Source organism: Bradyrhizobium sp. LA6.8 (genome assembly GCF_040547935.1).
Classification (GTDB): Bacteria; Pseudomonadota; Alphaproteobacteria; order Rhizobiales; family Xanthobacteraceae; genus Bradyrhizobium; species Bradyrhizobium barranii.
Genome location: NZ_JBEPQQ010000007.1, coordinates 249,699 through 274,837 on the forward strand (window position 1 = coordinate 249,699; position 25,139 = coordinate 274,837).

21 protein-coding genes are annotated in these 25,139 nt (G+C 64.4%); 16 read left to right on the forward strand and 5 right to left on the reverse strand.

Annotation, left to right across the window (positions count from 1 at the left end; genetic code table 11):
• Positions 1-384: 384 nt before the first annotated feature.
• Both ABIA90_RS30425 and ABIA90_RS30430 read right to left on the reverse strand, forming a co-directional pair.
• The gene (locus ABIA90_RS30425) at positions 385-2,667 is read right to left on the reverse strand and encodes a xanthine dehydrogenase family protein molybdopterin-binding subunit (RefSeq protein WP_354119097.1); all 2,283 of its coding nucleotides are present in this window, start codon (positions 2,665-2,667) and stop codon (positions 385-387) included.
• On the reverse strand, positions 2,664-3,155 hold the full coding sequence (locus ABIA90_RS30430; RefSeq protein WP_014491023.1) for a (2Fe-2S)-binding protein: 492 nt from the start codon (positions 3,153-3,155) through the stop codon (positions 2,664-2,666). The genes ABIA90_RS30425 and ABIA90_RS30430 overlap by 4 nt, the downstream gene beginning before the upstream one ends.
• 314 nt (positions 3,156-3,469) lie before the next feature.
• Between ABIA90_RS30430 and ABIA90_RS30435 the strand changes: the two genes are divergently transcribed.
• The 4 genes from ABIA90_RS30435 (at position 3,470) to ABIA90_RS30450 (ending at position 6,023) form a co-directional block, all read left to right on the forward strand.
• A complete protein-coding gene (locus tag ABIA90_RS30435; RefSeq protein WP_354119098.1) occupies positions 3,470-4,234 on the forward strand; it encodes an alpha/beta fold hydrolase in 765 nt (254 codons plus the stop codon).
• Between the two features lie 24 nt (positions 4,235-4,258).
• Complete coding sequence (locus tag ABIA90_RS30440) at positions 4,259-4,594, forward strand: hypothetical protein (protein WP_028151120.1); 336 nt, start codon at positions 4,259-4,261, stop codon at positions 4,592-4,594.
• Positions 4,595-4,776: 182 nt separating this feature from the next.
• Positions 4,777-5,451 (forward strand): dienelactone hydrolase family protein, encoded by a 675-nt coding sequence (locus tag ABIA90_RS30445; protein WP_354119099.1) that lies wholly within the window; start codon positions 4,777-4,779, stop codon positions 5,449-5,451.
• Positions 5,452-5,543: 92 nt separating this feature from the next.
• Positions 5,544-6,023, forward strand: coding sequence for a hypothetical protein (locus ABIA90_RS30450; RefSeq protein WP_354119100.1), 480 nt, complete (start codon positions 5,544-5,546; stop codon positions 6,021-6,023).
• 1 nt (position 6,024) lies between these two features.
• Here the strand turns inward: ABIA90_RS30450 and ABIA90_RS30455 are convergent, their stop codons facing one another.
• The 3 genes from ABIA90_RS30455 to ABIA90_RS30465 form a co-directional block, all read right to left on the reverse strand.
• Positions 6,025-6,771 (reverse strand): polysaccharide biosynthesis/export family protein, encoded by a 747-nt coding sequence (locus ABIA90_RS30455; RefSeq protein ID WP_354119101.1) that lies wholly within the window; start codon positions 6,769-6,771, stop codon positions 6,025-6,027.
• A 154-nt stretch (positions 6,772-6,925) separates the two neighbouring features.
• The gene (msrA, locus tag ABIA90_RS30460; RefSeq protein WP_354119102.1) at positions 6,926-7,582 is read right to left on the reverse strand and encodes a peptide-methionine (S)-S-oxide reductase MsrA; all 657 of its coding nucleotides are present in this window, start codon (positions 7,580-7,582) and stop codon (positions 6,926-6,928) included.
• 168 nt (positions 7,583-7,750) lie between these two features.
• On the reverse strand, positions 7,751-8,068 hold the full coding sequence (locus ABIA90_RS30465; RefSeq protein WP_208083689.1) for a hypothetical protein: 318 nt from the start codon (positions 8,066-8,068) through the stop codon (positions 7,751-7,753).
• Positions 8,069-8,466: 398 nt separating this feature from the next.
• Between ABIA90_RS30465 and rpsT the strand changes: the two genes are divergently transcribed.
• From rpsT to yidI, 12 genes are all read left to right on the forward strand, one after another.
• Positions 8,467-8,733, forward strand: a complete 267-nt coding sequence (gene rpsT / locus ABIA90_RS30470) for a 30S ribosomal protein S20 (RefSeq protein ID WP_028151115.1) — start codon at positions 8,467-8,469, stop codon at positions 8,731-8,733.
• A 1,250-nt stretch (positions 8,734-9,983) separates the two neighbouring features.
• Complete coding sequence (gene dnaA, locus ABIA90_RS30475) at positions 9,984-11,396, forward strand: chromosomal replication initiator protein DnaA (protein ID WP_063980098.1); 1,413 nt, start codon at positions 9,984-9,986, stop codon at positions 11,394-11,396.
• Between the two features lie 280 nt (positions 11,397-11,676).
• Positions 11,677-12,795 carry a DNA polymerase III subunit beta gene (gene dnaN, locus ABIA90_RS30480; RefSeq protein ID WP_014491013.1) on the forward strand — a complete coding sequence of 373 codons (1,119 nt, stop codon included), beginning with the start codon at positions 11,677-11,679 and terminating at the stop codon, positions 12,793-12,795.
• Positions 12,796-12,922: 127 nt separating this feature from the next.
• Complete coding sequence (locus ABIA90_RS30485; protein WP_354119103.1) at positions 12,923-13,288, forward strand: endonuclease domain-containing protein; 366 nt, start codon at positions 12,923-12,925, stop codon at positions 13,286-13,288.
• Positions 13,289-13,377: 89 nt separating this feature from the next.
• Positions 13,378-14,514 carry a DNA replication/repair protein RecF gene (recF, locus tag ABIA90_RS30490; protein WP_354119104.1) on the forward strand — a complete coding sequence of 379 codons (1,137 nt, stop codon included), beginning with the start codon at positions 13,378-13,380 and terminating at the stop codon, positions 14,512-14,514.
• A gap of 119 nt (positions 14,515-14,633) precedes the next feature.
• Complete coding sequence (locus tag ABIA90_RS30495) at positions 14,634-15,377, forward strand: hypothetical protein (protein WP_354119105.1); 744 nt, start codon at positions 14,634-14,636, stop codon at positions 15,375-15,377.
• Between the two features lie 106 nt (positions 15,378-15,483).
• Positions 15,484-17,652, forward strand: coding sequence for a hypothetical protein (locus ABIA90_RS30500; protein WP_354119106.1), 2,169 nt, complete (start codon positions 15,484-15,486; stop codon positions 17,650-17,652).
• 143 nt (positions 17,653-17,795) lie between these two features.
• Complete coding sequence (locus ABIA90_RS30505; protein WP_354119107.1) at positions 17,796-20,336, forward strand: arylsulfatase; 2,541 nt, start codon at positions 17,796-17,798, stop codon at positions 20,334-20,336.
• Positions 20,337-20,520: 184 nt separating this feature from the next.
• Positions 20,521-20,670, forward strand: coding sequence for a hypothetical protein (locus ABIA90_RS30510; protein ID WP_354119108.1), 150 nt, complete (start codon positions 20,521-20,523; stop codon positions 20,668-20,670).
• Between the two features lie 306 nt (positions 20,671-20,976).
• Complete coding sequence (locus ABIA90_RS30515; RefSeq protein WP_354119235.1) at positions 20,977-21,552, forward strand: peptidase associated/transthyretin-like domain-containing protein; 576 nt, start codon at positions 20,977-20,979, stop codon at positions 21,550-21,552.
• A gap of 282 nt (positions 21,553-21,834) precedes the next feature.
• Positions 21,835-24,270 carry a DNA topoisomerase (ATP-hydrolyzing) subunit B gene (gyrB, locus tag ABIA90_RS30520; protein ID WP_063980103.1) on the forward strand — a complete coding sequence of 812 codons (2,436 nt, stop codon included), beginning with the start codon at positions 21,835-21,837 and terminating at the stop codon, positions 24,268-24,270.
• A 240-nt stretch (positions 24,271-24,510) separates the two neighbouring features.
• The gene (gene yidI / locus ABIA90_RS30525; protein WP_354119109.1) at positions 24,511-24,978 is read left to right on the forward strand and encodes an inner membrane protein YidI; all 468 of its coding nucleotides are present in this window, start codon (positions 24,511-24,513) and stop codon (positions 24,976-24,978) included.
• Positions 24,979-25,139: the final 161 nt, after the last annotated feature.

Here is a 25,139-nt window from a genome sequence, read left to right on the forward strand (position 1 = left end):
TGGCGTCAGCCTAAGCCGGATCAGGTTCTCCGGCCCTTAAGAGGCGTGCCCAATGAAACCCTGCGGAATTGCGCGCAATTTTAGGGATTTTGGGTCCCGGCACGGTTCCAGTCGAAAACGGCGAAAACAACCCCATGCACAGTAGAACGGGCATTGATGGGAAACGGGAATTTTGGGCGCTCTCACCCACTCTCCGCTGTCGTCGCCCGGCTTGACCGGGCGACCCAGTACGCCGAGGCGGCGCGGCCGGACCGAGAGGCCGCGGCGGACTGGATGCCCCGCTTTCGCGGGGCATGACAGCGAGATTGTGGAGACGCCTACCAAAACAAATCCGCCGGAAGTTGCCCTCCGGCGGATCAGCTTACTTGGCAATTACGCCTCGCCTCACGCCTTCATCGCCCCCTTCACGGCCTCGGCCGTGATCGGCAGGGCCCGGATGCGGGCGCCTGAGGCGTTGAAGATGGCGTTGCCGATTGCCGGGGCGATGACCGTCACCGCGGGCTCGCCAACGCCGGTGGCTTTTTCGCCGTTGGCGATCACGGCGACGGCGACCTCGGGCATCTGGCTCATGCGCAAGGGCGTGTAGCTGTCGAAATTGGTCTGCTCGATGCCACCGTCCTTGAGCGTCGCCTTCTCGTACATCGCCAGCGACAGGCCCCACAGCGCCGCGCCCTCGACCTGGGCACGGATGTTGTCGGGATGCACCTGCGTGCCGACGTCGGTTGCGACCGTGAGCTTCTTCACGGTCACCTCGCCCGACGGCGCCACCGCAACATGGGCGACACACGCCGTCCAGCTCGCGGTCGCGCGTTCCTGCGAGGAGACGCAGGCGACGCCCATGCCCTCGCCTTTCGGCAGTTGCTTGGTGCCGTAGCCGGACAGCCCCATCGCGGCGAGCAGCGTGTTGCGCAGCCGCTGCGCGCCGCCGTCGTTCTTGCCCTTGCCGTCGAGCAGCGCGATGCGGAACTGCGCCGGGTCCTTGCCGGTCGCAGCCGCGATCTCGTCGATCATGCTTTCGACCGCCCAGAACGTCCAGCCGGGCGCCACCGAGCGAAGCTGCCCGGACGGCGTCGCATTGTGCGCGAGCTCGTTCTTGATCGCGCGCACATAATGGTTGGGCACCGTGTAGAAGAAGTCGGCCCCATTCACCGTGAAGGAATCGAGCGGGCCCTTCTTGTCGACCGAGGGCGTCAGGAAGTCGGGGATGCCCCAGCGCGCCGTCGGCCAGGCCGAGACGACGTCGTGGCTGAGCGCGACGAGCTTGCCGTCGCCATCCACGCCGGCCTTGACCTTCTGGTAGGTGAGCGGACGCGAGAAATCCATCGTCATGTCGTTCTCGCGCGTATAGATCACCTTCACCGGCTTACCGATGGCCTTTGCCGCCTGCACCGCCGGCACCATCATGTCAGCATCGAGCCTGCGGCCAAAACCGCCGCCGAGCCACATCTGGTGCATCACCACGAACTTCGGATCGATCCCGGCGGCTCCTGCCGCGATCGCGCCGGAGCGCGTCGCGAACTGGTTGCCGGAATAGATGTGCAGGATGTCGCCCTTGAACTCCGCCGTGGCGTTCATCGGCTCCATCGGCGCGTGGATGTTGATGCTGGTGGTGTACTCCGCCTCCAGCACCTTTGCGGCCGAGCCGAACGCCGCGTTGGGATCGCCGTCCTTGACGAAGAACTGGCCGGAATCCTCGAGCTTCTGAAGCCGCTTGGCTTCGTCGAGCAGCGATTCGCTCGAGACCTTCGCGTTCGGACCGCCGTCATAGGCGATCTTGAGCACCGCGGCCGCCTTCTTGGCATTGGCGTAGGTGCTCGCGACCGCGACGACCCAGCCGGTTGTCGTGCCGGTCTTGTCGTCGAGGGTGACGGCCTTGATGAAGCCCGGCACCTTCTTCGCAGCCGAGTCGTCGACCGACTTCACCGTGGCGCCGAAGCGCACCGGCGGCGTCACCACCGCGCCATAGGCCATGCCCGGCAGCATCACGTCGATGCCGTACTTGGCCGTGCCGTTGGTCTTGGAGGGAATGTCGAGCTGCGGCACCGACACGCCGATCATGGTGTACTGATCCGGCGTCTTCAGCTTGATCGCCTTCAGCTCGTCCGGCGTGAAGGTCTTGGTCGCCTTGCCGCTCTTCACGACATCGGCGAACGACATCTGCTTCTTCGACTTCGGATGCGAGATCACGGAATCGCGCACCACGAGCTCCGACGCCGGCACGCCCATCGCGGCGGCCGCGCCTTCCGTCAATGCCGTCCGTCCGGCTGCGCCGGCCCGGCTCATCGCGTCGAAGTTCATCATGGTCGACCAGCTGCCGCCGGTGATCTGCGCACCCAGCACGGGGTCGTTGAACTTCGGATCGTTGGAGGCAAGCGCGACGCGCATGTCGCTCCACTTCGCGCCCAATTCCTCGCAGACGATCTGCGCCATGGTGGAGGCGATGTGCTGGCCCATGTCGGCCTTGCCGCAGGTCACGGTGACCAGGCCATCGGGCGCGATCGCATACCAGACGCTCGGCTCGAAGTTCGAAGGCGCAGCAAGCGCCTCACCGATGCCGGGTACGCCGGCATAGCCGAGCACGAGGCCGGTCGCTGCCGTGCCGACCAGGAAGGAGCGGCGGCTGAGATCGGTCGTCTCGGGTGTAATGGTGTTCACGTGCTTATTCATGTGGGCCTCCGTTCGTTGCCGGAGACGGATGCGGTGCGCATCTCGGTAGCGGCGCGCATGATCGCCTTCTGGATCCGCGAATAGGTCATGCAACGGCAGAGATTGCCGTCCATATGCGCCACGACCTCCTCCTTGGTCGGATTGGCATTCTTGGCCAGCAGCGAGGCCGCCTGCATGATCTGCCCGGACTGGCAGTAGCCGCATTGCGGCACCTGCTCGGCGATCCACGCCTTCTGCAGCGGATGATCGCCCTTGGCGGAAAGGCCTTCGATGGTGGTGATCTTCTTGCCGGCGACGTCGCCGACCATGGTCTGGCACGAGCGCACGGCCTCGCCGTTGACGTGCACGGTGCAGGCACCGCAAAGCCCGGCACCGCAGCCGAACTTGGTGCCGGTCATCTGCAATTGCTCGCGGATCGCCCAGAGGAGCGGCGTGTCGTTCGCCGCATCCACGGACAGACTCCGCCCGTTGATGGTGAGAGTTGGCATAGGCGTCTTCCCCTGCCGGTGCATGAAGCCGCTTACGGCGGCAACTTGAACAGTGGACGCCCACCGGGCTGGCGCCCACCTTGATCGCAAGAATGATCGGGTTCGCAGCCAGAGGCAAATGCAATTTGGAATCGATCGAAACTATCGCGGCAGCTCAGTGTTGTGCGTTGCGACAACGGCACCCGATGCAGCGACTGGACGCAACAGAGAATGCATCAGGCATGCGTGCCATCGCGTTCAGGCAGTTTCTTCCAGGTAACCCGTCGGGCTAGGATCGACGCGAAAACAACAACCAGCATAAAGAGGCGGGAGACATGCCAAAAATCGATCGGGACGGCGTCGGGATCTACTACGAGGTTCACGGCGCGGGTCCGCCGCTGCTGCTCACCCACGGCTATTCCTCGACCTCGGCGATGTGGCATGGCCAAATCGACGCGCTCGCGAAGGACCACAAGCTCGTGCTGTGGGACATGCGCGGCCACGGCCAGTCCGACTATCCCGACGATCCCCATGCCTATAGCGAAGCGCTCACCATCGGCGACATGGCCGCGATCCTGGATGCGGTCGGCACCGAGCGTGCCATCATCGGCGGGCTCTCCCTCGGCGGCTACATGTCGCTCGCGTTCTATCGCGCTTATCCGCAACGCACCCGTGCCCTGCTGATCATCGACACCGGCCCCGGCTTCAAGAAGGACGACGCGCGCGAGGCCTGGAATGCACGGGCGCTTGCGACTGCCGACAAGCTCGACCATGAAGGTCTCGACATGCTGAAGTCGGCGACACGCGAGCGCGCCACCGCGAGCCATCGCAATGCCAGGGGATTGGCGCTCGCCGCACGCGGCATGCTGACCCAGCGCGACGCCCGCGTGATCGAGCTGCTCCCCGACATCAAGGTGCCCTGCCTCATCGTGGTCGGCGCCGACGACGCGCCGTTCCTCGCCGCGTCCGACTACATGGCCGCAAAGATTCCCGGCGCACAAAAGGTCGTGATCCCCGCCGCCGGTCACGCCGTCAACATCGATCAGCCCAAGGCTTTTATTGACGCGGTGACGCCTTTCCTGAAGAACTTGCCGGGATAGGACGGTCGGACAGGGACACTGGCAATGAAGCAAGCGATACTGGCTGCGAGCGCGGTGCTGCTATCGATGTCTGCGCAGGCCGAGCCGTTTGGCGGCACGCCGCCGCGCCGGCCCTTCGTTGCGACCTTGTCGAACAACACGCCGCTCGCCTTCGGCATGGATGCCGAGCAGACCGCGCGGGCACTGGGGCAGCCGCTGCAATATGTGCGCGGGCGGCCCGGCAACGAGATCTATCTCGCGCTTCGCAACCTCGGCGGCAGCGGTCTGATCCCCTACCGCCATCGCCTGTTCCTGCAGTTCCGTCACGGACGGCTGGCGGGATGGAAGGAAGACTACGGCGAGAACTGGATGTGGGAGTGAGAGCGACGCACAGCCGCCTCCCCTCATCCTGAGGAGCTTGCGGAGCAAGCGTCTCGAAGGATGAAGGCCACGCTGATGCGTTCACGGGCCTCTATCCTTCGAGACGCGCTCCGTTGGAGCGCTCCTCAGGATGAGGGCAGAGAGCTGAAATTTCGGATCGACAACAAAGAAGGACAACCCGCGTGGGACAGGACATCAAGCTGACGGCTTCCGACCATTTCCAGCTCGGCGCCTATCGCGCCGATCCCTCAGGCGCCCCGAAGGGCGCGGTGGTGGTGATCCAGGAGATCTTTGGGGTCAATCATCACATCCGCTCGGTCTGCGACCGCATCGCTAGGGAAGGCTATGTCGCGATCGCGCCGTCGATCTTCGACCGGACCTCGCCGAACTTCCAGTCGGGCTACACGCCCGACGAGATCGCCGAGGCGCGCAAGTTCGTCGCCAGTCCCGACTGGGACGCGATGCTGCGCGACACCCAGGCCGCGATCGACGCGGTGAAGAGCGTCGGGCCGGTCGGCATCATCGGCTTTTGCCTGGGCGGCAGCGTCGCCTTTGTCGCGGCGACGCGGCTGGCGGGCCTGAAGGCCGCGATCGGCTATTACGGCGGCGCCGTGGTGCGCTTCGCCGACGAGAAGCCGAAGGTGCCGACGCAACTGCATTTCGGCGAGAAGGACGCCGGCATTCCCCTGACCGACGTCGAGACCGTCAAGGCGAAGCGGCCGGATGTGGAAGTCTTCATCTACCCGGGCGCCCAGCACGGCTTCCATTGCGACGAGCGGCCGAGCTACGACAAGGCGAGCTCGGATGTCGCCTGGCCGCGCAGCCTGGCGTTTTTCGCGAAGCACCTGACGAAGTAGCGCGCGCCACTCAAAGCAGGAATCGGGTGGCTGCATCACGGCACCCGGCGATAGAGCTGGCCGATCAAGCCAACTCGCGCCGGGAGATCGCCATGCAGCAAGCCATCACGCACCTCGTCATTCGCAATCCGTTCGGAACCATGGACGTCCCGGGCCCGGACGATACTGAAGTCATGGACTACGCGGCGACCGCCACGCTGGCCGGCGATGCGGCCGACATCAACGCGGCGGCATGGACATCCATTGCCGCCCTCTCCGATCCGCTCGAAGGCATCTGGGCTAGCAGATGGAATGGTGGCGCCGATCCGACCATTGCAGGCGATACGCCGGACAGATGGAAAGACGGGCGCGCGGAAATCCGCATCGCGGGGAGCCGGATCTATCTGCGTTTCGACTGGGACCATGGCCGCCGGCACGGCCTGATCGATGCTGCGCGCGAGGGCGCGCGCCTGGCCGGAAAGTACATCAACCTGACCACGCCTGCGATCACGCGGCCATGGGTCGGGCTCGTGGTCGATGCCGCGCGGATCGACGGGTGCTTTCCAAACGGGCGGCTGGATTTTCGGCGGTGAGCTAGAACCAGCGCTCGCCGACGAACACGGTGTCGCCGGGGCTCAAGGGGGTGCCGAGTGGGACGATGGCGCGCATCGCGCCGCCGGCTTCGGTGTGCGTCACGGTGACCACGTCGCGCTTGGCGCGGGGCGAGAATCCGCCGGCGATCGCGACCGCGCTTTCGACCGTCATGTTCGGCACATAAGGATATTGGCCGGGTGCGGTGACTTCGCCGAGGATGAAGAACGGGCGGTAGGCTTCGATCTCGACCGCGACCGAGGGCTCGCGGATGTAACCGTTGCGGAGGCGCGCGGCGATTTCACCGGCGAGACCCGCCGGGGTGCGGCCGCGGGCCGGCACCCCGCCGATCAGCGGCATGGTGATCGAACCGCCGGCATCGATGGCGTAGCTGTTGGTGAGGCCTTCCTGGCCGTAGACCACGACGCGCAGCCTGTCGCCGGCATCGAGATGATAGGAGGAGTCGTAGCGCGCCGGCGCCGCCATCGGCGCAGCGTAGCCGACCGGCATGGGCGCAGGCGACGAGGCAAAGGAATTGCGCAGCGCGCCGATGGCGCCGCCACCGTCGGCGACGACGACGGGCTGTGGTGCGCCATAGGGCTGACCATAGGCCATGGAGTCGAGATCGGCACGGGGCTGCATGACCGCGACGGGACCGGCGGTCTGCATGCAGCCGCCGAGGGCAAGCGCGGCGGACGCTGCCAAGGAGGCTGTCAAGATCGACCATCGAAACGCGCGTGCAACCGGCACAGGACCTATCCCTCGAAACGAGACGGTCCAGTCTTGCACCGGTTATGGTTAACAAAGCGTTGAGGGGGGCAGCGCGGCAATGCGGATGCGATGGCACCACGCACTCCGTCATGCCCGGGCTTGTCCCGGGCATGACGAGTTGTTCGTGGCGAACTTACGCGCTCACGCCCACGCCGATCGGGCAGGACACGCCGGTGCCACCGAGGCCGCAATAGCCGGCGGGGTTCTTCGCCAGATATTGCTGATGGTAGTCCTCGGCGAAATAGAACGCGCCGGCGGGCGCGATCTCGGTGGTGATGGCGCCGAGACCTTTTGCGGCAAGCGCCTTCTGATAGAGCGCCTTCGATTCATCGGCCGCTTTCTTCTGCGCATCAGAGTAAGTGTAGATCGCGCTTCGGTACTGCGTGCCGACATCGTTGCCCTGGCGCATGCCCTGCGTCGGGTTGTGGCTCTCCCAGAACGTCTTCAGGAGTTTCGCGTAAGAGATTTTCTTCGGATCGAACACGACCAGCACCACTTCGGTGTGGCCGGTGCGTCCCGAACAGGTCTCCTCATAGGTCGGGTTCGGCGTGTGGCCGCCGGCATAGCCGACAGCGGTCGCGTAAACACCGTCGCCGAGCTGCCAGAATTTGCGCTCGGCGCCCCAGAAGCAGCCGAGCCCGAACACGGCCTGCTCGAGGCCCGCCGGATAAGGCGGCTGCAACTTCGCGCCGTTGACGAAATGGGTGGTCGCGGTGGAAATGGCTTGCGCACGGCCCGGCAGCGCCTCCGTGGCGCTCGGCAATGCGGTGGTCTTGCGCATGAACAGCATGATTGGCTCTCCGAGGCGAGCTGTCCGTCGCTTGAGCCAATGCAACAAGCCAAGGGCTCAGGCGGCGCGCTCGCGATCTTGGTGGGAATATAGGTATCTACGCAGGAGGTGGCAGCCCTGTTACGGCTGCCGTCAACGCGAGGTTCAGTCTCGGCGGGAATTGAAAGATCAATCCCGGGAATAACCGATCAGCGGCTTCCGCGGGCGGAACAGGATCATCAGCAGGATGCCCAAAATGCCGAGCACGGCGAAAACCGGCTGATCCAGCACGAGGCGGATCACCGAGGTCCAGAGCCAGGGCGCCTTGGCCTCGACCCAGGTGCGGAACGCCGTCTGGCTGGCCTGGTTGATGTCGTTCCAGAACTGGCCGAACCGGGTGAACCGCAGGGTCTGGTCGGCCACCCAGCGGGCGCCGTCATAGACCATGAAGATGAACCCGCCGGCCAGCAGCAACAGCCCAATCAGTCGGAAAATGCCGCGGATCATGCCTCACCTATATGGTCGTCCGATCGGACGACCTCTGCAATGCCGCCAGCCAATAGCCGGGCGACGGCAGAAATTCAACCTCTTCAGGGCGTTACGGCGCGCGCTGGAGCGCCCGAGGCCTGTTTTCCAGCCCCGGAAAGCGTTGACGGTGCCGCAGACCCCCTCTATAAGGGCGCCAACTGGCGGTGGGCGCAATCCTGCCGCCGCTGTTCTTTGAGCAGTTGCAGGCTCCCTGAGCTTTAAGGGCTTGGAGCCTCAGAGACGACCGCAAGGCCGTCGCTCATGTTCCGGGAACAGCCCAGCAACCGAACACCCTAAATCCGAGCGTCGATTAAGCGGTCAAGCAGCCGGCGCTACCCGAACATGACGCGACCGGTACCGCAAAGGATATTGAGACCATGGCCAATACCACTTCCGCCAAGAAAGCGACGCGCAAGATCGCCCGCCGCACTGCCGTCAACAAGTCGCGCCGCACCCAGATGCGCGGTGCCGTGCGTACCGTCGAAGAAGCCATCGCCACCGGCGATCGCGCCGCCGCGCTGAAGGCGATGGCGAGCGCCGAGCCCGCGCTGATGCAGGCCGCGCAGCGCAACATCGTTCACAAGAACAACGCGAGCCGCAAAGTCTCCCGGCTCACCGCGCAGATCGCCAAGCTCGCGAAGTAAGCTCGTCGAGTCATCCGATCGACTGATCGGATCGACATCGCGCTCGTCAATCAGCCCGGCTCGCGCCGGGCTTTTTGTTGCCTGTCACAATTCACGCTTGCGGTCGTTGGGCGACCGCTCTTCCGTTGGAAGACTCGTGTCGTCTTCGCTGCGCTGCGCTGCGCCCGTAATTTCACTGGCGGATGTTTTTGCAACAGCGGAAACTTTCACTGCGCTGCGAAAAACCCCTGCGGGGCGGGCTTAAGTTGAATCCGCGCGCGCGAGAGTTCTGCACACCGTAGTTTTCCCGGAACCGGCTCGCGATGGAGTTACCCTGCGAAACGAGACTCAAAAAGCGGTGTCTCAATAATCACTTATCGACATAGCGCCGACAAGCATTTGGAAAAATTGCCCGCAAGGCGTGCGCGTGACGCTTTTGTAAAAAATTTTTGGCGGTGGCGGAGATTTGTCACATGACGCGCGGCGCCTTCGAATCTGTGCACGGATTCAAACTCTTGCTCGCAAGCCTGTGCACAACTCCCGCGCGCCGTTAACGCTGGTCAAGTTTTTAGTCGCCTCAAGTGTGAATCAATTTCGTTGCGAGTCTTTCCGCATAGTGTATTCCTTAAGTCGTCCGCAGCGCCCACGATCTCAAGACCAGCGCGGTTTTAGAAACGGGGCGAGCGTGCAAATCGGCGGCGGTGTGCACGTAGGCGACGCTTCAACAAGCGATTGTCGGTTCAAAACCCATAGCAATATGGGAACGGTAGCTCTTTGTCTGAATGTCTCCAAGTGGGATCTTCGATCCCGCTCGCGCCAGACGCAAACGAGAGATGTCATGAAACTACCGCGACACACGTGATGGCGTAGCCGAGCGGACGAACAGTGCAGACGGGCGGGACATCGGCGACTTCAGTCGCAGTTGTCTTCAGGACACGCAGGACCTTGCCGTGAGCAATCACGGCAGGACGGGGAGGGTATCATGTCTTACGGACTCAACGCGGTATTGAAACAAGCCACCAACTCCAACGATGCCGGTTTAGATCAGCCCAACCTCCAGCCTCCCGCGTGTGACGGAGCGCCGAGTACGCGCTGACCTCGCGACCCCTCCATCTCTGACATCGCCAATCCGACCCGCGGCGTTCGCGCCGAACGGCGGAGCTGTGTCCGACGATGGAATCGCTTGAGGTCGTGCCCTTTGAAGGATCCTGCCGGGACCCCTTCATGGCACTCACAACGCAACTTTATCTCTCAATAGAAGTTTTTTGACGATGAACACATCGGAACAGGATCGCTGGTCACGCGTGAAGAGCCGGCTGCGCTCGAACGTAGGCGAAGACGTCTATACGAGCTGGTTCGCCCGTATGGATCTAGAAGGCGTGCAGGAGGAGAGCGTGCGGCTCTCGGTGCCGACGCGCTTCCTGAAGAGCTGGATTCAGGCGCATTATGCCGAGCGCGTACTGTCGTGCTGGCAGGCCGAGGCGCCGGAAGTTCATCGCATCGATCTTACCGTTCGCTCCGCGGTGCGCCCGGTCGTGCAGCAGAAGGAGACGCCTGCGCCGGTCGAAACACGCCGCGCGCCCGCGCCGGAACTGCGCTCGACGGCGACTGCGCCGGTCTCCGCAAACCACGACGCGCTCGGCGGCTCGCCGCTCGATCCGCGTCTGACCTTCGCAAGCTTCGTCGTCGGCCGCTCCAACACGCTGGCGCATGCGGCGGCGCGTCAGGTCGCCGAAGGGCGTCGCGGCGACCCCGTCATGTTCAACCCGCTCTACATCCATGCCGGTGTCGGCCTCGGCAAGACGCATCTGTTGCAGGCCGTGACCTGGGCCGGCAATTCCGGCAACGAGCGCAAGGTGCTCTATCTCACCGCGGAAAAATTCATGTACGGCTTCGTCGCCGCGCTGAAGACGCAGACGGCGCTCGCCTTCAAGGAAGCGCTGCGCGGCATCGACGTGCTCGTGATCGACGACCTCCAGTTCCTGCAGGGCAAGTCGACCCAGGCCGAGTTCTGTCACACGCTGAACGCGCTGATCGATGCCGGCCGCCAGGTCGTGATCGCGGCCGACCGTCCGCCGTCCGACCTCGAAAGCCTCGACGATCGCGTGCGCTCGCGCCTCGCCGGCGGTCTCGTGGTCGAGATGGGCTCGCTCGGCGAAGAGCTGCGACATGGCATCCTGAAGTCGCGCGTCGCCGCGGCCCGCGCCCATCACGCCACCTTCGACGTGCCGGAGGAGGTGCTGCTCTATCTGGCGCGCACCATCACCCATAACGGCCGCGACCTCGAAGGCGCGATCAACCGGCTGCTTGCGCATTCGAAGCTGAACAACCAGCCGGTGACGCTGGAGATGGCCGAGCGCGAGGTGCGCGATCTGGTCCGGCCGCAGGAGCCGAAGCGGATCAAGATCGAGGACATCCAGCGCGTGGTGGCGCGGCAGTATAATGTCAGCCGTTCCGACCTCCTGTCCTCGCGCCGCACCGCCAACGTGGTCCGTCCGCGCCAGGTGGCGATGTATCTCGCCAAGACGCTGACCCTGCGCTCGCTCCCCGAGATCGGCCGCCGCTTCGGCGGGCGCGACCACACCACGGTGCTTCACGCCGTGCGCAAGATCGAGGCGCTGGTCAACAAAGACACGGCGCTGTCCGAGGAAGTCGAGTCGCTGAAGCGCCAGCTTCAGGAATAAACGCCTAAGGCTCCTGCCATTCTCCCGCCGCCCCGGCCATGCCTGGGCGGCGGTGTTCGCTTGCCGGGACGGCCGCCCTCCTTTTGGGCTGTAAATCGTGGGGAACCACCCCCCAATCCCTTGAAACGGATGGCTTTCCGCGCCACCTTGCGCGACCCTGACGGCTTTGGTCATATCGGCTGGATGATCCGGCTTTTCGGGGTCTTCGATGCCGTGGCGCGCGTCCCGCCGCCCGGCTTTTCCAACGTTGTGTTTCCTTGGGGATCGGGCGAGTAGTGCAATGAAGGTTACGGTCGAACGCGCGCAACTCCTGAAATCGCTGGGTCATGTCCACCGCGTGGTCGAGCGCCGCAACACCATTCCGATCCTCGGCAACGTGCTGGTGCGCGCCGAGAACGCGAAATTGTCGCTGAAGGCGACCGACCTCGACCTCGAGGTGACCGAGACGCTCCCGGCCGAAACCGCGACCGCGGGCTCCACCACCGTGCCGGCGCACATGTTCTACGACATCGTGCGCAAGCTGCCTGATGGCTCGCAGATCGTGCTGGAGGCCGACGGCGACCGCGCCGTGCTGGCGATCCGCGCCGGCCGCTCGCGCTTCACGCTGCAGACCCTGCCGGAGAATGATTTCCCGGATCTGGCCGCCGGCGACATGTCGCATTCGTTCTCGCTCGCCGCCAAGGACGTCAAGCGGCTGATCGACCGCACCCAGTTCGCGATCTCGACCGAAGAGACGCGCTATTATCTCAACGGCATCTATCTGCATGCCGCGGGCACGGCCACGGCCGCCACCCTGCGCGGCGTTGCCACCGACGGCCACCGGCTCGCCCAGCTCGACCTGGTCCAGCCCAAGGGCGCCGACGGCATGCCCGGCGTGATCGTGCCGCGGAAAACCGTCGGCGAGGTGCAGCGCCTGATCGAGGACAACGAGGCCGAAGTCACGATCGAGCTGTCGCAGGCAAAGATCCGCTTCACCATCGGCAATGTGGTGCTGACCTCGAAGCTGATCGACGGCACCTTCCCCGACTATGGCCGCGTGATCCCGCAGGGCAACGACAAGGAACTCGTCGTCGACAAGAAGGATTTCGAGAACGCGGTCGACCGCGTCTCCACCATCTCCAGCGAGCGCGGCCGGGCCGTGAAGCTCTCGCTGTCGCCAGGCAAGCTGGTGCTATCGGTCACCAACCCGGATTCCGGCAGCGCGACCGAAGAGCTCGAAGTCGAATACGCCTCCGACGCCCTCGATATCGGCTTCAACTCGCGCTACCTGCTCGACATCGCCGCCCAGATTGAAGGCGACGTCGCCACGCTGAAGCTCGCCGACCCCGGCTCGCCGACCTTGGTGCAGGACAAGGACGACAAGAGCGCGCTCTACGTGCTGATGCCGATGCGGGTGTGAGGGACGTGTCCTCTCGCCAGCGCACACTGCCTTTAGAACCAAGCGCGATGCACGTTACTGCGCCCTCTCCCCTTGTGGGAGAGGGCTGCACCGGTGTTTGACGCAAACTCACTTGGGTGAGGGGTTGGTGCCACGAGACCCGTCCCATCGACCGACCTCCCCGCCTCTCCGCCAATTTGCACGGAAGATGCGGCACGAGCCGACTGACGCCGAAAGGGCAATGTGGCGCTTGCTGAGGGATCGTCGGCTCTCCACATTCAAGTTTCGCCGACAGGAGCCGTTCAAGAACTACATTCTCGACTTTGTCTGTTTCGAGAAAAGACTCGTGATCGAGATTGACGGAAGCCAACATGCCGAATCAGAAAGCGACGCAGCTCGTGACGCGGCCGTGTCCGCCGAAGGTTTCGCCATAGCGCGCTACTGGAACAATGACGTGCTGCAGCAACCCACTTCTGTGTTGGAAGACATCCTTGCAAAGCTTGCCGGGCGGTAAGATACCCCTCACCCGTCGCCTCACTTCGTGAGGCGCCACCCTCCCCCACAAGGGGGGAGGGGAAGAATCGCGTCCATGACGAAGAACTGATGACCCCCTCCCGCATTCAACGCCTGACGCTGACGCATTTTCGCAATTATCGGGCGGCGGGGCTCGAGACGGCGGCTGACATGGTGGCGCTGGTCGGGCCGAACGGGGCCGGCAAGACCAATTGCATCGAGGCGATCTCGTTCCTGTCGCCGGGCCGCGGCTTGCGGCGCGCCACGCTGGAAGATGTCGCCGACAACCAGGGCGACGGCTCCTGGGCGGTGTCGGCGCAGGTCGAGGGCGCGCTGGGGCTCGCCACGCTCGGTACCGGCATCGACGCGCCACGCGCGGACGCCGCAGTCAGCCGGCGCTGCCGCATCGACCGCGAGCCGGTCAATTCGGCCACCGCCTTCGGCGACCATATCCGCATGGTGTGGCTGACGCCGGCGATGGACGGGCTGTTCATGGGCGCGGCCTCCGAACGGCGGCGCTTCTTCGACCGCCTGGTGCTGGCGATCGACAGCGAGCATTCCAGCCGCATCTCCGCGCTCGAACGCTCCCTGCGGTCGCGCAACCGCCTGCTCGAGACGCGCAATTACGACGACCATTGGTGTGACGCGATCGAGCGCGAGACCGCAGAGCTTGCGGTCGCGGTCGCCGCAACGCGCGGCCAGACCGCAGCGCGGCTCACCGGCATGCTCAACGCCCGCGCGCAGGCATCCGCCTTTCCGTCCGCGCAAATCGCGCTGGATGGCTGGATGGAGAACGCGCTGCTCAACGAGACCGCGACGTCGGTCGAGGACCGCTACCGCCAGATCCTGCGAGACAACCGCCCGCGCGACGCCATCGCCGGCCGCACCACCGACGGCCCGCACCTCACCGATCTCCAGGTGATCTATGCGCCGAAAAGCATGCCGGCGCGCGATGCCTCGACCGGCGAGCAGAAGGCGCTGCTGATTGGCCTCGTGCTGGCGCATGCGAGCCTGGTCGCCGAGATGACCGCCATCGTGCCGCTGCTGCTGCTCGACGAGGTCGTCGCGCATCTCGATCCGAACCGGCGCGCGGCGCTGTTCGAGGAGCTGCGCAAGCTCGGCGCGCAGGTGTGGCTGACCGGCGCCGACCCCGCCGCCTTTGCCGACATTGGCGCAGGCGGCGATGTCTTTGACGTCGAGAGCGGACGTGTCTCTGCCCGGCGATAGACCGCGCCGTTGAACCCGGCCGTTTGCAATCGCGACTAGCCTTTGAGGCCGCGGCGATGCCTGTCACGGCCTTCGCCAGCGCGCAAATGACATCACGCGCGAAAACCCTGGAGAATGAGATGCGGACGGTAAGGACCGGGGCGCGAGTCCCGGCTCAATGGCTGGCGTTTGCGTGCGGCCTGCTCTTGCTCGCGGTCTGCATGCTCGCAGCAAGCGCCAGCGCCTGGGTGCCGCATCTGTCGCCGCTGTTCGCGTCGGCGCTCACGCCGGACCCCGCTGCCAAGCTGCCCGCGCCAACCCGTTACAGCTACCGAGGAACGCACACCACCGTCGTCAAGGGCGTTGAAACGCCGCTCCGCACAAGGCTGGAGGCCACCGTGCCCGCCGAGCTCCGCGACGTCCTCGCCTTCTACCGCACCGAGCTCAGCAAGCTCGGCTGGCAGGAGCAGCGCGATGGCGCGGTGGTCTCCGCCGATCACGTCAAGCTCGCCTTCGCCTCCCCGCTCGGACCTGGCATGCTGGCGCTCGACCGCAAAGACGCCAGCACCGCCGTCAATCTCGTGCAGAAGAATGCATCTGTCGCGGCCAATGCGAACGTGATGCCCGAGCCCGGCCAGGCGAAGCTGGTGTTCTCCAATATCAGCGAAACGGAAGCCTCGCTCACGATCAACGACCGGACCATCAAGCACGCCGCCGGCGCCTACGCGGTTTCGCTGGATCTGCAGCCCGGCAGATATTCCTACGAGGTGAGCGTGCCGGGCCATCCGGCCACGACGAACATCCTCAACTTCGCTGCCGGCGATACCTGGGAGCTTACGGTCGGGCGCGACGGAGAGGCATGGTCGCCGCTCCTGCTGTATTGAACCTCCCGGGTTTCTGCCGCGACTTCTCGTCTGAGGCCGCGCCGACGGTGTCGCAGCCTGCAAATGCGCACGCCTGAGCCGTGCGCGATATCCTGGAGACGTGACGATGTCGATGATCCCGCGCGGGACGCCAGTCCCGGCACGATGGCAGCTGCTTGCCTGCGGCCTTGTCCTGATGGCGAGCTGCTCGACCGCGGCCGCCGCCGACGGAGGCATCGTCGACGTCCATGCGCTGCCGCAGCTCGAGGGCGCGGTGGAAGACACCTCGCGCCCCGATCCCTACCGCGTCGAATACCGCATGCCGACGCCGGAAGCCGTGACATCGCCGGCGGTGAAGAAACTCCTCAGCGCCGACGGCTGGGTGCCCTATGTGAGGCCACTGGAGGAGAAGAGCACCAATCTGAACTTCAAGAAGGGACGGCAGGGCCTTTCGGTTCACTTCACGCAGGCCCTCGGCCGGCCCGATCAATCCGTGGTCTACTACACGACCGACCGGATCTACGGGAACGTGCCGTTTCCGGACGGCGCGAGCGACATCATGTTCGATGGGACCCGGCCCTATCTCGGCTGCATTGCGCCGAGCGCGCTCGATGTGACGTCGGATTTCTACGCCAGCCAGATGGCCGCGATCGGCTGGCAAAAACTCACGCCGGAAACCGCCGCGCGCTGGACGACCAGCCTGGATGAGACCGTTCCCAACGGTTTTCGCGCGTTCTATGCGCACGCTGATAGCAAGGAAGGCGGCTTCTACCAGCAGAAGCCGGTGATGCTGACGCTGACACGCCGCGACGACGGCCGCACCAATATCGACATCCGGGTGGCGCCGTTCGCCCTGCCCGGCGAACTCAAGGCCGATGGCGATCTTGCCGGCCTGCCGCGGCCGAATCCGACCAAGACGGCCAGGGGCCTCGGCAGCGCCGACTCCAACAAGCGCGAGATGTCGGCCGCCGCGATGGCCGAGCTGCCCGCCGTGCTCGCCTTCTATCATCGCGAGCTCGCCGCGCGCGGCTGGCAGGAAGATGGCAGCGCGCCGCTCGCGCCCGGCGACGAAGTCGCAATCAAAGTCTCCAACGCCGAGGAGACCGGCGTGCTGCGGCTTGGCCGCAAATATGATTTCACCATGATCAGCCTGAACGTGCAGGTGAAAGAATCCGCGCTGGCCGCCCGCGCCAAGGCGAAGAAAGAAGCCGATGAGAAATTCCTTGGTGACGCGCTCGGTGCGGCCAAGCAACTCATCGCCGCCGACGAAGCGCGGCGCAAAGTGCAGGCCGCCGGACTCTCCGATGCGCCGCTCAATGCGCTCGCCGACAGCAAGACACCGGTGCCGCTGCCCGAGACCGCCGAAGGCGTGACGTTCGAAGGCGGCGACGGCCGGCTCGAATTCTCTTCCACGTCGAGCGTGAAGGCTCTCGGCAGCTTCTACCGCGCATCGTTGAAGAACGCGGGCTGGAAAGAGCAGCCCTCCGTCATCAACCAGCCCAACATGGCGGTGATGGAATTCTCCAAGGCCGGCAAATCGATCTCGATGACCGTGATGCAGATGGGCCCGAAGGTGAATGTCAGCGCCACCGGATCCGGCCTGGTCGTGGCTGCGGCGAAGCCGGTTGCGACCAAATCGGCAGAAGCAAAGCCGATCCAAGCAAAATCGACCGAGCCGCTGAAGCCCGATCCCGATTCCGCCCTGCCGGTGCCGACGCAGCGCAGCTCGAGCGGGATCAGCTCGACGAAATTCCCCGGCAGCGACCAGTCGTTCCGCAAGGAGCTTGAAGCCAGCATTCCGGCTGAGCTCTCAGATGTCCTTGCCTTCTATCGCGCAGAGCTCACCAAGCGCGGCTGGCAGGAAAAGACTGACGGCGCGACTGTTACTGCCGAGCGGGCGGAGCTGGCGTTCACCTCGCCGGAGGGTCCGGCCATGCTGAAGCTCGGCCGCGCCAGGGAGGAGACAACGGTCAGCCTGGTGCAGCGGAATCCGCAGGCCGCGGCCAAGGCCGACATCATGCCCAAGGCGGGCCAGGCCAGGCTGATGCTCGGCAATATCGGGCCGAAGGAGGCGTCGCTGACGATCAACAAGCAGACCATCAAGATCGCGGCCGGCGCCGGCGGCCCGCAATCGCCGAAAGGCCCGATGCTCGACCTGCCGCCCGGCAAGTACCAGTACGCGCTGCGTATGCCCGGTCAGCCCGCCCGCACCGACACCCTCACCGTTGCCGCCGGCGATGCCTGGGGCCTCCTGGTGGGGCCAAGCGGCGACGTGCTTCCGCTGCAAATGTATTGAGGTGCGACGAAGCAGGTGCGCCCACGCGCAACCGGCGTTTCGGACCCGTGGGCGGAGAGTTGATCTAGATCAACAGAGCGTTGCGGCATTGCCTCCCGAATAGGCGTCAACAGGGTTCTGACGTCTCCAAGAGGGAGCTTGCAATGACGCGTACCCGTCACGTTGACGATAGCTCAAAGCCAGAAAGCCGCTTACTAAACCACCGCAACTTGCTGCTTTGTGGCACCGCACTGACCGTCGCTTTTTGGCTGTGTGCGCTGGAGACGACCTGCCGCGCGCAGCAAACCACCGGCACGCCGGGTTCGCCGAGCGCCACGACAACCATCGATGGCAAGCAGCTTCCGCCTGAACCTCCGAAGTTCGAAGGCGTGATCAAGGAAGATGCCGCGGACTCCAAGCCATACTGGCCACCGTCCGTTGTGCCGCCCAAAGGCGCGCCGAACGTGCTGCTGATCATGACCGACGACCAGGGTTATGGCGTGACCGGCACCTTCGGTGGGGTGGTCCCGACCCCGAACATGGATCGCATCGCCAAGGCGGGCCTGCGTTACACGCAGTTTCACTCGACAGCGCTCTGCTCGCCGACGCGGGCAGCGCTGATCACCGGCCGCAACCACCACTCGGTCGGGTTTGGCGTGATCGGTGAAATGTCCACCGGCTATCCGGGCTACGATTCCGTCATTGGCCAGGAAAGTGCGACGATCGGGACCATTCTGCGGGATAACGGATTTGCCACCTCGTGGTTCGGCAAAAACCATAACACCCCAACCTATCTGTACAGCTCGGCCGGGCCGTTCGACCAATGGCCGGTCGGAATGGGATTCGAATATTTCTACGGCTTCATGGGCGGCGAGACCGACCAGTGGACGCCTTACCTTTTCCGCAACACGAGCCAGGTTTTTCCATGGGTCGGCAAGACCGGCTACAACCTCATCACCGACATGGCGGATGACGCCATCAACTACATGAACGGACTGAACGCGGCGGCGCCCGAAAAGCCGTTCTTCGTCTACTACGTGCCCGGCGGCACCCATTCGCCACATCAGCCGAAGAAGGAATGGAGCGAGAAGTTCAAGGGCAAGTTCGACATGGGTTGGGAGAAGCTGCGCGAGCAGATCTTCGCCAACCAGAAGCGGCTCGGGGTTATCCCGGCGAATACCCAGCTCACCGCCTGGCCGGATACGCTGCCGAAATGGGACTCGCTCTCGTTCATCCAGAAGAAATTGTACGCGCGCGAAGCCGAGGTGTTTGCCGGCTATGCGGCCTATACCGACTACGAAATCGGCCGCGTCATCCAGGCGGTCGAGGACATGGGCAAACTCGACAACACGCTGATCATCTACATCAGCGGCGACAATGGCACCAGCGCCGAAGGCACCCTCGAGGGCACGCCGAACCAGATGACCGCCTACAACGGCATTCTGAAACTGCCCGAAACCGAGCTGATGCTGCACTACGAGGATTGGGGCTCCGACAAGACCTACCCGCATATGTCGGTGGCGTGGTCGTGGGCCTTCGATACCCCGTTCAAATGGACCAAGCAGGTGGCATCGCACTTCGGCGGCACCCGGCAAGGCATGGCCATCTCATGGCCCGGCCACATCAAGGACGTCGGCGGCATCCGCAGCCAATTCCATCACATGATCGACATCGTGCCGACGATTCTGGAAGCCACAGGCATTCAGGCTCCCGACACCGTCAATGGCATCAAGCAAAGGCCCATCGAGGGCGTCAGCATGGCCTATACGTTCGACCAGGCTAACGCCAACGCGCCGTCAAAGCGCGACACGCAGTATTTCGAGATGTTCGCGAACCGCGGCATCTATCACGATGGTTGGTATGCATGTACGACGCCGCCTGCGCCTCCCTGGCTTCTGGGCACCGCCAAGCTGCCGGGGATCAATGAATACAAGTGGGAGCTTTACAACATCGCCGAGGATTACTCGCAGGCCAATGACCTCGCAGCCAAGAATCCCGACAAGCTCAAGGAGTTGCAAGCGTTGTTCCTGTCGGAGGCGGCGAAATACCAGGTCTTTCCGCTGGACAACTCGGTCCTGCCCCGCATTGTGACACCGCGCCCAAGCGCGACCGCCGGACGAACCGTTTTCACATATTCTGGTGAGAACGCTGGCATCCCTGACGCTAACGCTCCGAGCCTTCTCAATAAGGATTACACGATCACGGCCGAGGTTACCGTTCCTAAGGGCGGCGCGGAAGGAATGATCGCAACTCTAGGCGGTCGCTTTGGCGGATACGCCCTCTACCTGCTCAAAGGCAAGCCGGTCTTCGTCTACAACCTGCTCGATCTAGAACGGTACCGCTGGGAAGGCGGCATTGGCGGTCGCGACTTGTTTACCGATGCGCTCAAGCCGGGCAAGCACACCATTGTATTCGACTTCAAGTACAACGGACCCGGCCCGGGCAAGGGTGGCACCGGTGTACTGACGGCCGATGGCAAGCTGGTGGCCGCAAAGACGATCCCGCACACGATTCCGTTTCTTATGGCCATCGACGAAACGTTTGACATCGGCAGCGACACCCGCACGACGGTGGACGACAGCTATAAGCTGCCCTTCCGTTTCACCGGCAAGATCGACAAGCTGACCTTCAAGCTTGGCGCGACGCAGATGACGGAGGATGAGCAAAAGGTCATTCGACACGCGCTCGAAAGAGCGAGGGACTAAGCGCGACAAGTCGTGGCCAATGCCACGACTTATCCTTCTTCGCTAGGAAATCGTTCGGCGGATCCGCTTCGAAAGCCTGCGCGAAATATCATCGCGTATAGAAGGGAGTGCCGGCAGTGGATTCTTCATTTGGCGCGCTGGATGCGTTGCCGGCGCCGGCGGCCCGCAATCGCCGAAAGGCCCGATGCTGGATCTACCGCCCGGCAAGTATCAGTACGCGCTGCGCCTGCCCGGGCAGCCCGTCCGCACCGAAACCCTGACCGTTGCCGCCGGCGACGCCTGGGGCCTCCTGGTGGGGCCGACCGGCGAGGTGCTTCCGCTCCAGATGTATTGATCCCGCCGCCTGTGCCTGTAACGGCCAGGTTGAACCTGTCCGGTTCGCGAGGCGACTAGTCGTCCGGAGGCAGCGGCGACTGTGTCGCAGCCGCTGCATCGCGCGAAGACTACAACGCGCGACATCCCTGGAGAGCGGCATGACGAGGTGAGGCGCAGAACGAAGGTCCCGGCACGATGGCGGCTGTTCGCGTGCGGCCTCGCTCTTCTCGCGGGCGGCCTGGTCGCCGCAGGCGCCGGCGGATGGCTGCCGCACCCGTCACCGCAAACTTCGGCCGCACTCACACCGGCGGATCCAGACGCCGAGATGCCGGTGCCGAAGCAACACAACTTCTCCAGCTCCAACACCACCCATATGACCGGCATCGAAATCCCGCTGCGGGTCGGGCTCGAAGCCCATGTGCCGGCCCAGCTTGGCGATGTGCTCGCCTTCTACCGCACGGAGCTCGCAAAGCGCGGCTGGGAGGAAAGGCCTGAAAGCACTCTGGTTGCCGCCGATCATGTGCAGCTCGCCTTCGCCTCCCCCAAGGGGCCGGCCACCCTGAAGCTTGGCCGCGCGCAGGACGAGACCATTGTCAGCCTGGTGCAGCGGAATACGGAGGCCTCGGCCAAGGCCAATTTCCTGCCGATAGCAGGACAAGCGCGGCTGATATTCGGCTATCTCGCGCCGGACACGGCTTCGCTCACGATCAACGATCAGACCATCAAGATCGCGGGCGGCGTCAATCACCCACAAACGCTGGATCTGCCGCCCGGCAAATATTCCTACAAGCTGGTCGTGTCGGGCTATGCGGTGCGCACCGATACCATCACCGTGGCCTCAGGCGAGGCCTGGTCCCTCAGCTTGGGCGACGACGACAAGAAGCCGGATCAGATCTACTGAACCCAGTGGCCTGTTCAGAGGCGCCACGGCGCCTGGGAACGCGCTTCTCCGCCCCGCAAAATCCACGCCTTCAAGAGCTAAAAACAGGACCTCGAATCGCCCTTTTCGCAAGCCCCAGAATCGGCCTTCGAGAGCCTTGAAAACCGGCAAAAAATCCCTATTTCGTCAAAGGGTTGCCGGAAGATACTTTGCGCTAGGCGCAAGCGGTCTTTCATGGCACAAATAGCCTGCAAATCAGCGCCTTTTGCGCGGCTGATTCGGGCGACATCTCGAAGGCCTCTCATGACAGAACCTGCTCGGCAGACGCCTGCCGAAAACGAGCCCTCAAATCCGAGCGATTACGGGGCGGAATCGATCCGCGTGCTCAAGGGTCTCGACGCCGTCCGCAAGCGCCCGGGCATGTATATCGGCGACACCGACGACGGCTCCGGCCTGCATCACATGGTCTACGAGGTCGTCGACAACGCGATCGACGAGGCGCTCGCGGGCCACGCCACGCGCGTCGACGTCGTGCTCAATGCCGACAATTCCGTCACGGTGCGCGACGACGGTCGCGGCATTCCCGTCGACATCCACAAGGGCGAAGGCATCTCCGCGGCCGAGGTCATCATGACCCAGCTCCATGCCGGCGGAAAATTCGACCAGAATTCCTACAAGGTCTCCGGCGGCCTGCACGGCGTCGGCGTCTCCGTCGTCAACGCGCTGTCGAGCAAGCTCGGCTTGCGCATCTGGCGCGACAACAAGGAGCACTACATCGAGTTCGCCCATGGCGATGCGGTCGCACCGCTGGTGGTGGTCGGCGACGCGCCGGGCAAGCGCGGTACCGAGGTGACGTTCCAGGCCTCGACGGAAACCTTCAAGAACATCGAATATGATTTTGCGACGCTGGAGCACCGGCTGCGCGAGCTCGCCTTCCTCAATTCCGGCGTCAACATCGCCCTCTCCGACATGCGCCATGCGGTCGAGAAGCGCGAGGAGATGCACTATTCCGGCGGTGTCGAGGAGTTCGTCAAATATCTCGACCGCAACAAGAAGGCGATCGTGCCGGCGCCGATCATGGTGCGCGCGGAGGCCAACGGCATCGGCGTCGAGGCCGCACTATGGTGGAACGACAGCTACCATGAGAACGTGCTGTGCTTCACCAACAACATCCCGCAGCGTGACGGCGGCACCCATCTGGCCGGTTTCCGCGGCGCGCTGACGCGCCAGGTCAACGGCTATGCCGAGGCCAATGCCAAGAAGGAAAAGATCGCGCTGACCGGCGACGATTGCCGTGAAGGCCTCACCGCCGTTCTCTCGGTGAAGGTGCCCGATCCGAAATTCTCGTCGCAGACCAAGGACAAGCTGGTGTCCTCGGAAGTGCGTCCCGTGGTCGAGAACGTCCTCAACGAGGCGCTCCAGGCCTGGTTCGAGGAGCACCCTAGCGAAGCCAAGATGATCGTTGGCAAGGTGATCCAGGCCGCCGCCGCGCGTGAAGCCGCGCGAAAAGCGCGTGAGCTGACGCGCAAGAGCCCGCTCTCGGTCTCCTCGCTGCCCGGCAAGCTCGCCGACTGCCAGGAAAAGGACCCGGCGAAATCCGAACTCTTCATCGTCGAGGGCGACTCGGCAGGCGGCAGCGCCAAGCAGGGCCGCAACCGCGAATTCCAGGCGGTGCTGCCGCTGCGCGGCAAGATCCTCAACGTGGAGCGCGTCCGCCCCGACAAGATGCTGGGCAGCGAGCAGATCGGCACGCTGATCACCGCGCTCGGCACCGGCATCAGCGACGAGTTCTCGATCGAGAAGCTGCGCTATCACAAGATCATCGTGATGACGGACGCCGACGTCGACGGCGCCCACATCCGCACGCTGCTGCTGACCTTCTTCTACCGGCAGATGCGCGACATCATCGACGGCGGTTACCTCTATATCGCCCAGCCGCCGCTCTATAAGGTCAGCCGCGGCAAGTCCGAGCAGTATCTGAAGGACGAGCGGGCGCTCGAGGATTATCTGATCGACACAGGCCTCGACGACTGCGTCTTCATTCCCGGCGTCGGCGGTGATCGCACCGGCCGCGATTTGCGCTCGCTGGTCGACGACGCCCGCACCGTCCGCAGCGTCCTGCGCAATCTGCACAGCCGCTACAATCGCAAGGTGATCGAGCAGGCCGCCATCACCGGCGTGCTCAACAAGGCGATCTACGGCGATCCCGAGAAAGCCGCCGCAGCGGCACAATACATCGCGGGACGGCTGGACAACCAGGCCGAGGAGGTGGAGCGCGGCTGGGTCGGCCAGTACGTGGAAGGCCAGGGCTTCCAGTTCGAGCGCACCGTGCGCGGCGTCAAGGAAGCCGCCGTCATCGACGCCGCCTTCCTGGGCTCGGTCGAAGCCCGCAAGCTCGACGAATACACCGTGAAGCTCCAGGACGTTTATGCCCGCCCTGGCAAGCTGCGGCGCAAGGACATCGAGCACATGGTCTACGGCCCGGTCGACCTGTTCGAAGCGGTCACCGACGCCGGCCGCAAGGGCATCACGCTGCAGCGCTACAAAGGTCTGGGCGAGATGAACCCGGAGCAGCTCTGGGAAACGACGCTGGACATCGATGCGCGCTCGCTGTTGCAGGTGAAGGTCAAGGAGGTCGACGAGGCCGACGACATCTTCACCAAGCTGATGGGCGACGTGGTCGAACCGCGCCGCGACTTCATCCAGGAACATTCGCTGAGCGCGACGATCGATATCTGAGGCGCGCTGCTTCCGCAGCGTCATGGCCGGGCTTGTCCCGGCCAATCCACGCCTTGCTCCGCGGAACAAAGAACGTGGATGCCCGGGCCTTCGCCTCGCCGAAGCGGCTTCGGCCGCGCAGGCGGGACAAGCCCGGGCATGACGGCTAGGCCGATCCCAGCATCGCTGAACCTCACCCCCCACCATCGCGACGAAGTGGCATGAACCCGTAAGGCCAATTCCGGCCGGGATGCGCCACGCATGACCAGCTCTGCGACCACCAGTTCCGCCCTCCCCTCCCGCCGTCTCGGCATCATCGGCAGCATTGTCGGTGTGCTGGCGCTGATGGCGGCTGTGTTGCCGCACTGGGTGGTGCCGATGGTGTTCCCGCCACCCCCGGCGGACCAGGTCATCGTCGACACCGGCCATCGCATCAAGGACCGCGTGATCGCGCGGGTGAAGGGCGTGGAGTATCAGACGCCGAAGGTCGAGAAATCGGCTGGACGGAGCTGGAGCGAAACCGCTTCGGCCACCGCGATCTCGCTCGGCCTGCTCGCCATCCTGCTCTCGGTCCTCGCGCTGATCTTTCGGGAGGAGCGGCTTCTTGCTGCCGTGGCCGCGACGCTCGGCACCGGCGCCATCGCGATCGAGATTTCCTTCGTCATGATCGGCGCGCTGATCCTGATCGCGATCCTCTATGTGGTCGCGAATATCATCGGGCTGTTCTGACCACCCGCGCCTACAAGCACCCAGCCTCATCCTGAGGAGCCCGCGAAGCGGGCGTCTCGAAGGATGGCCGCGGGCGAGATATCCGGGCCTTCATGGTTCGAGACGCGCGTTCCGCGCGCCTCACCATGAGGGATTGGCAGCCTCTCCGAGGCTAACGGATC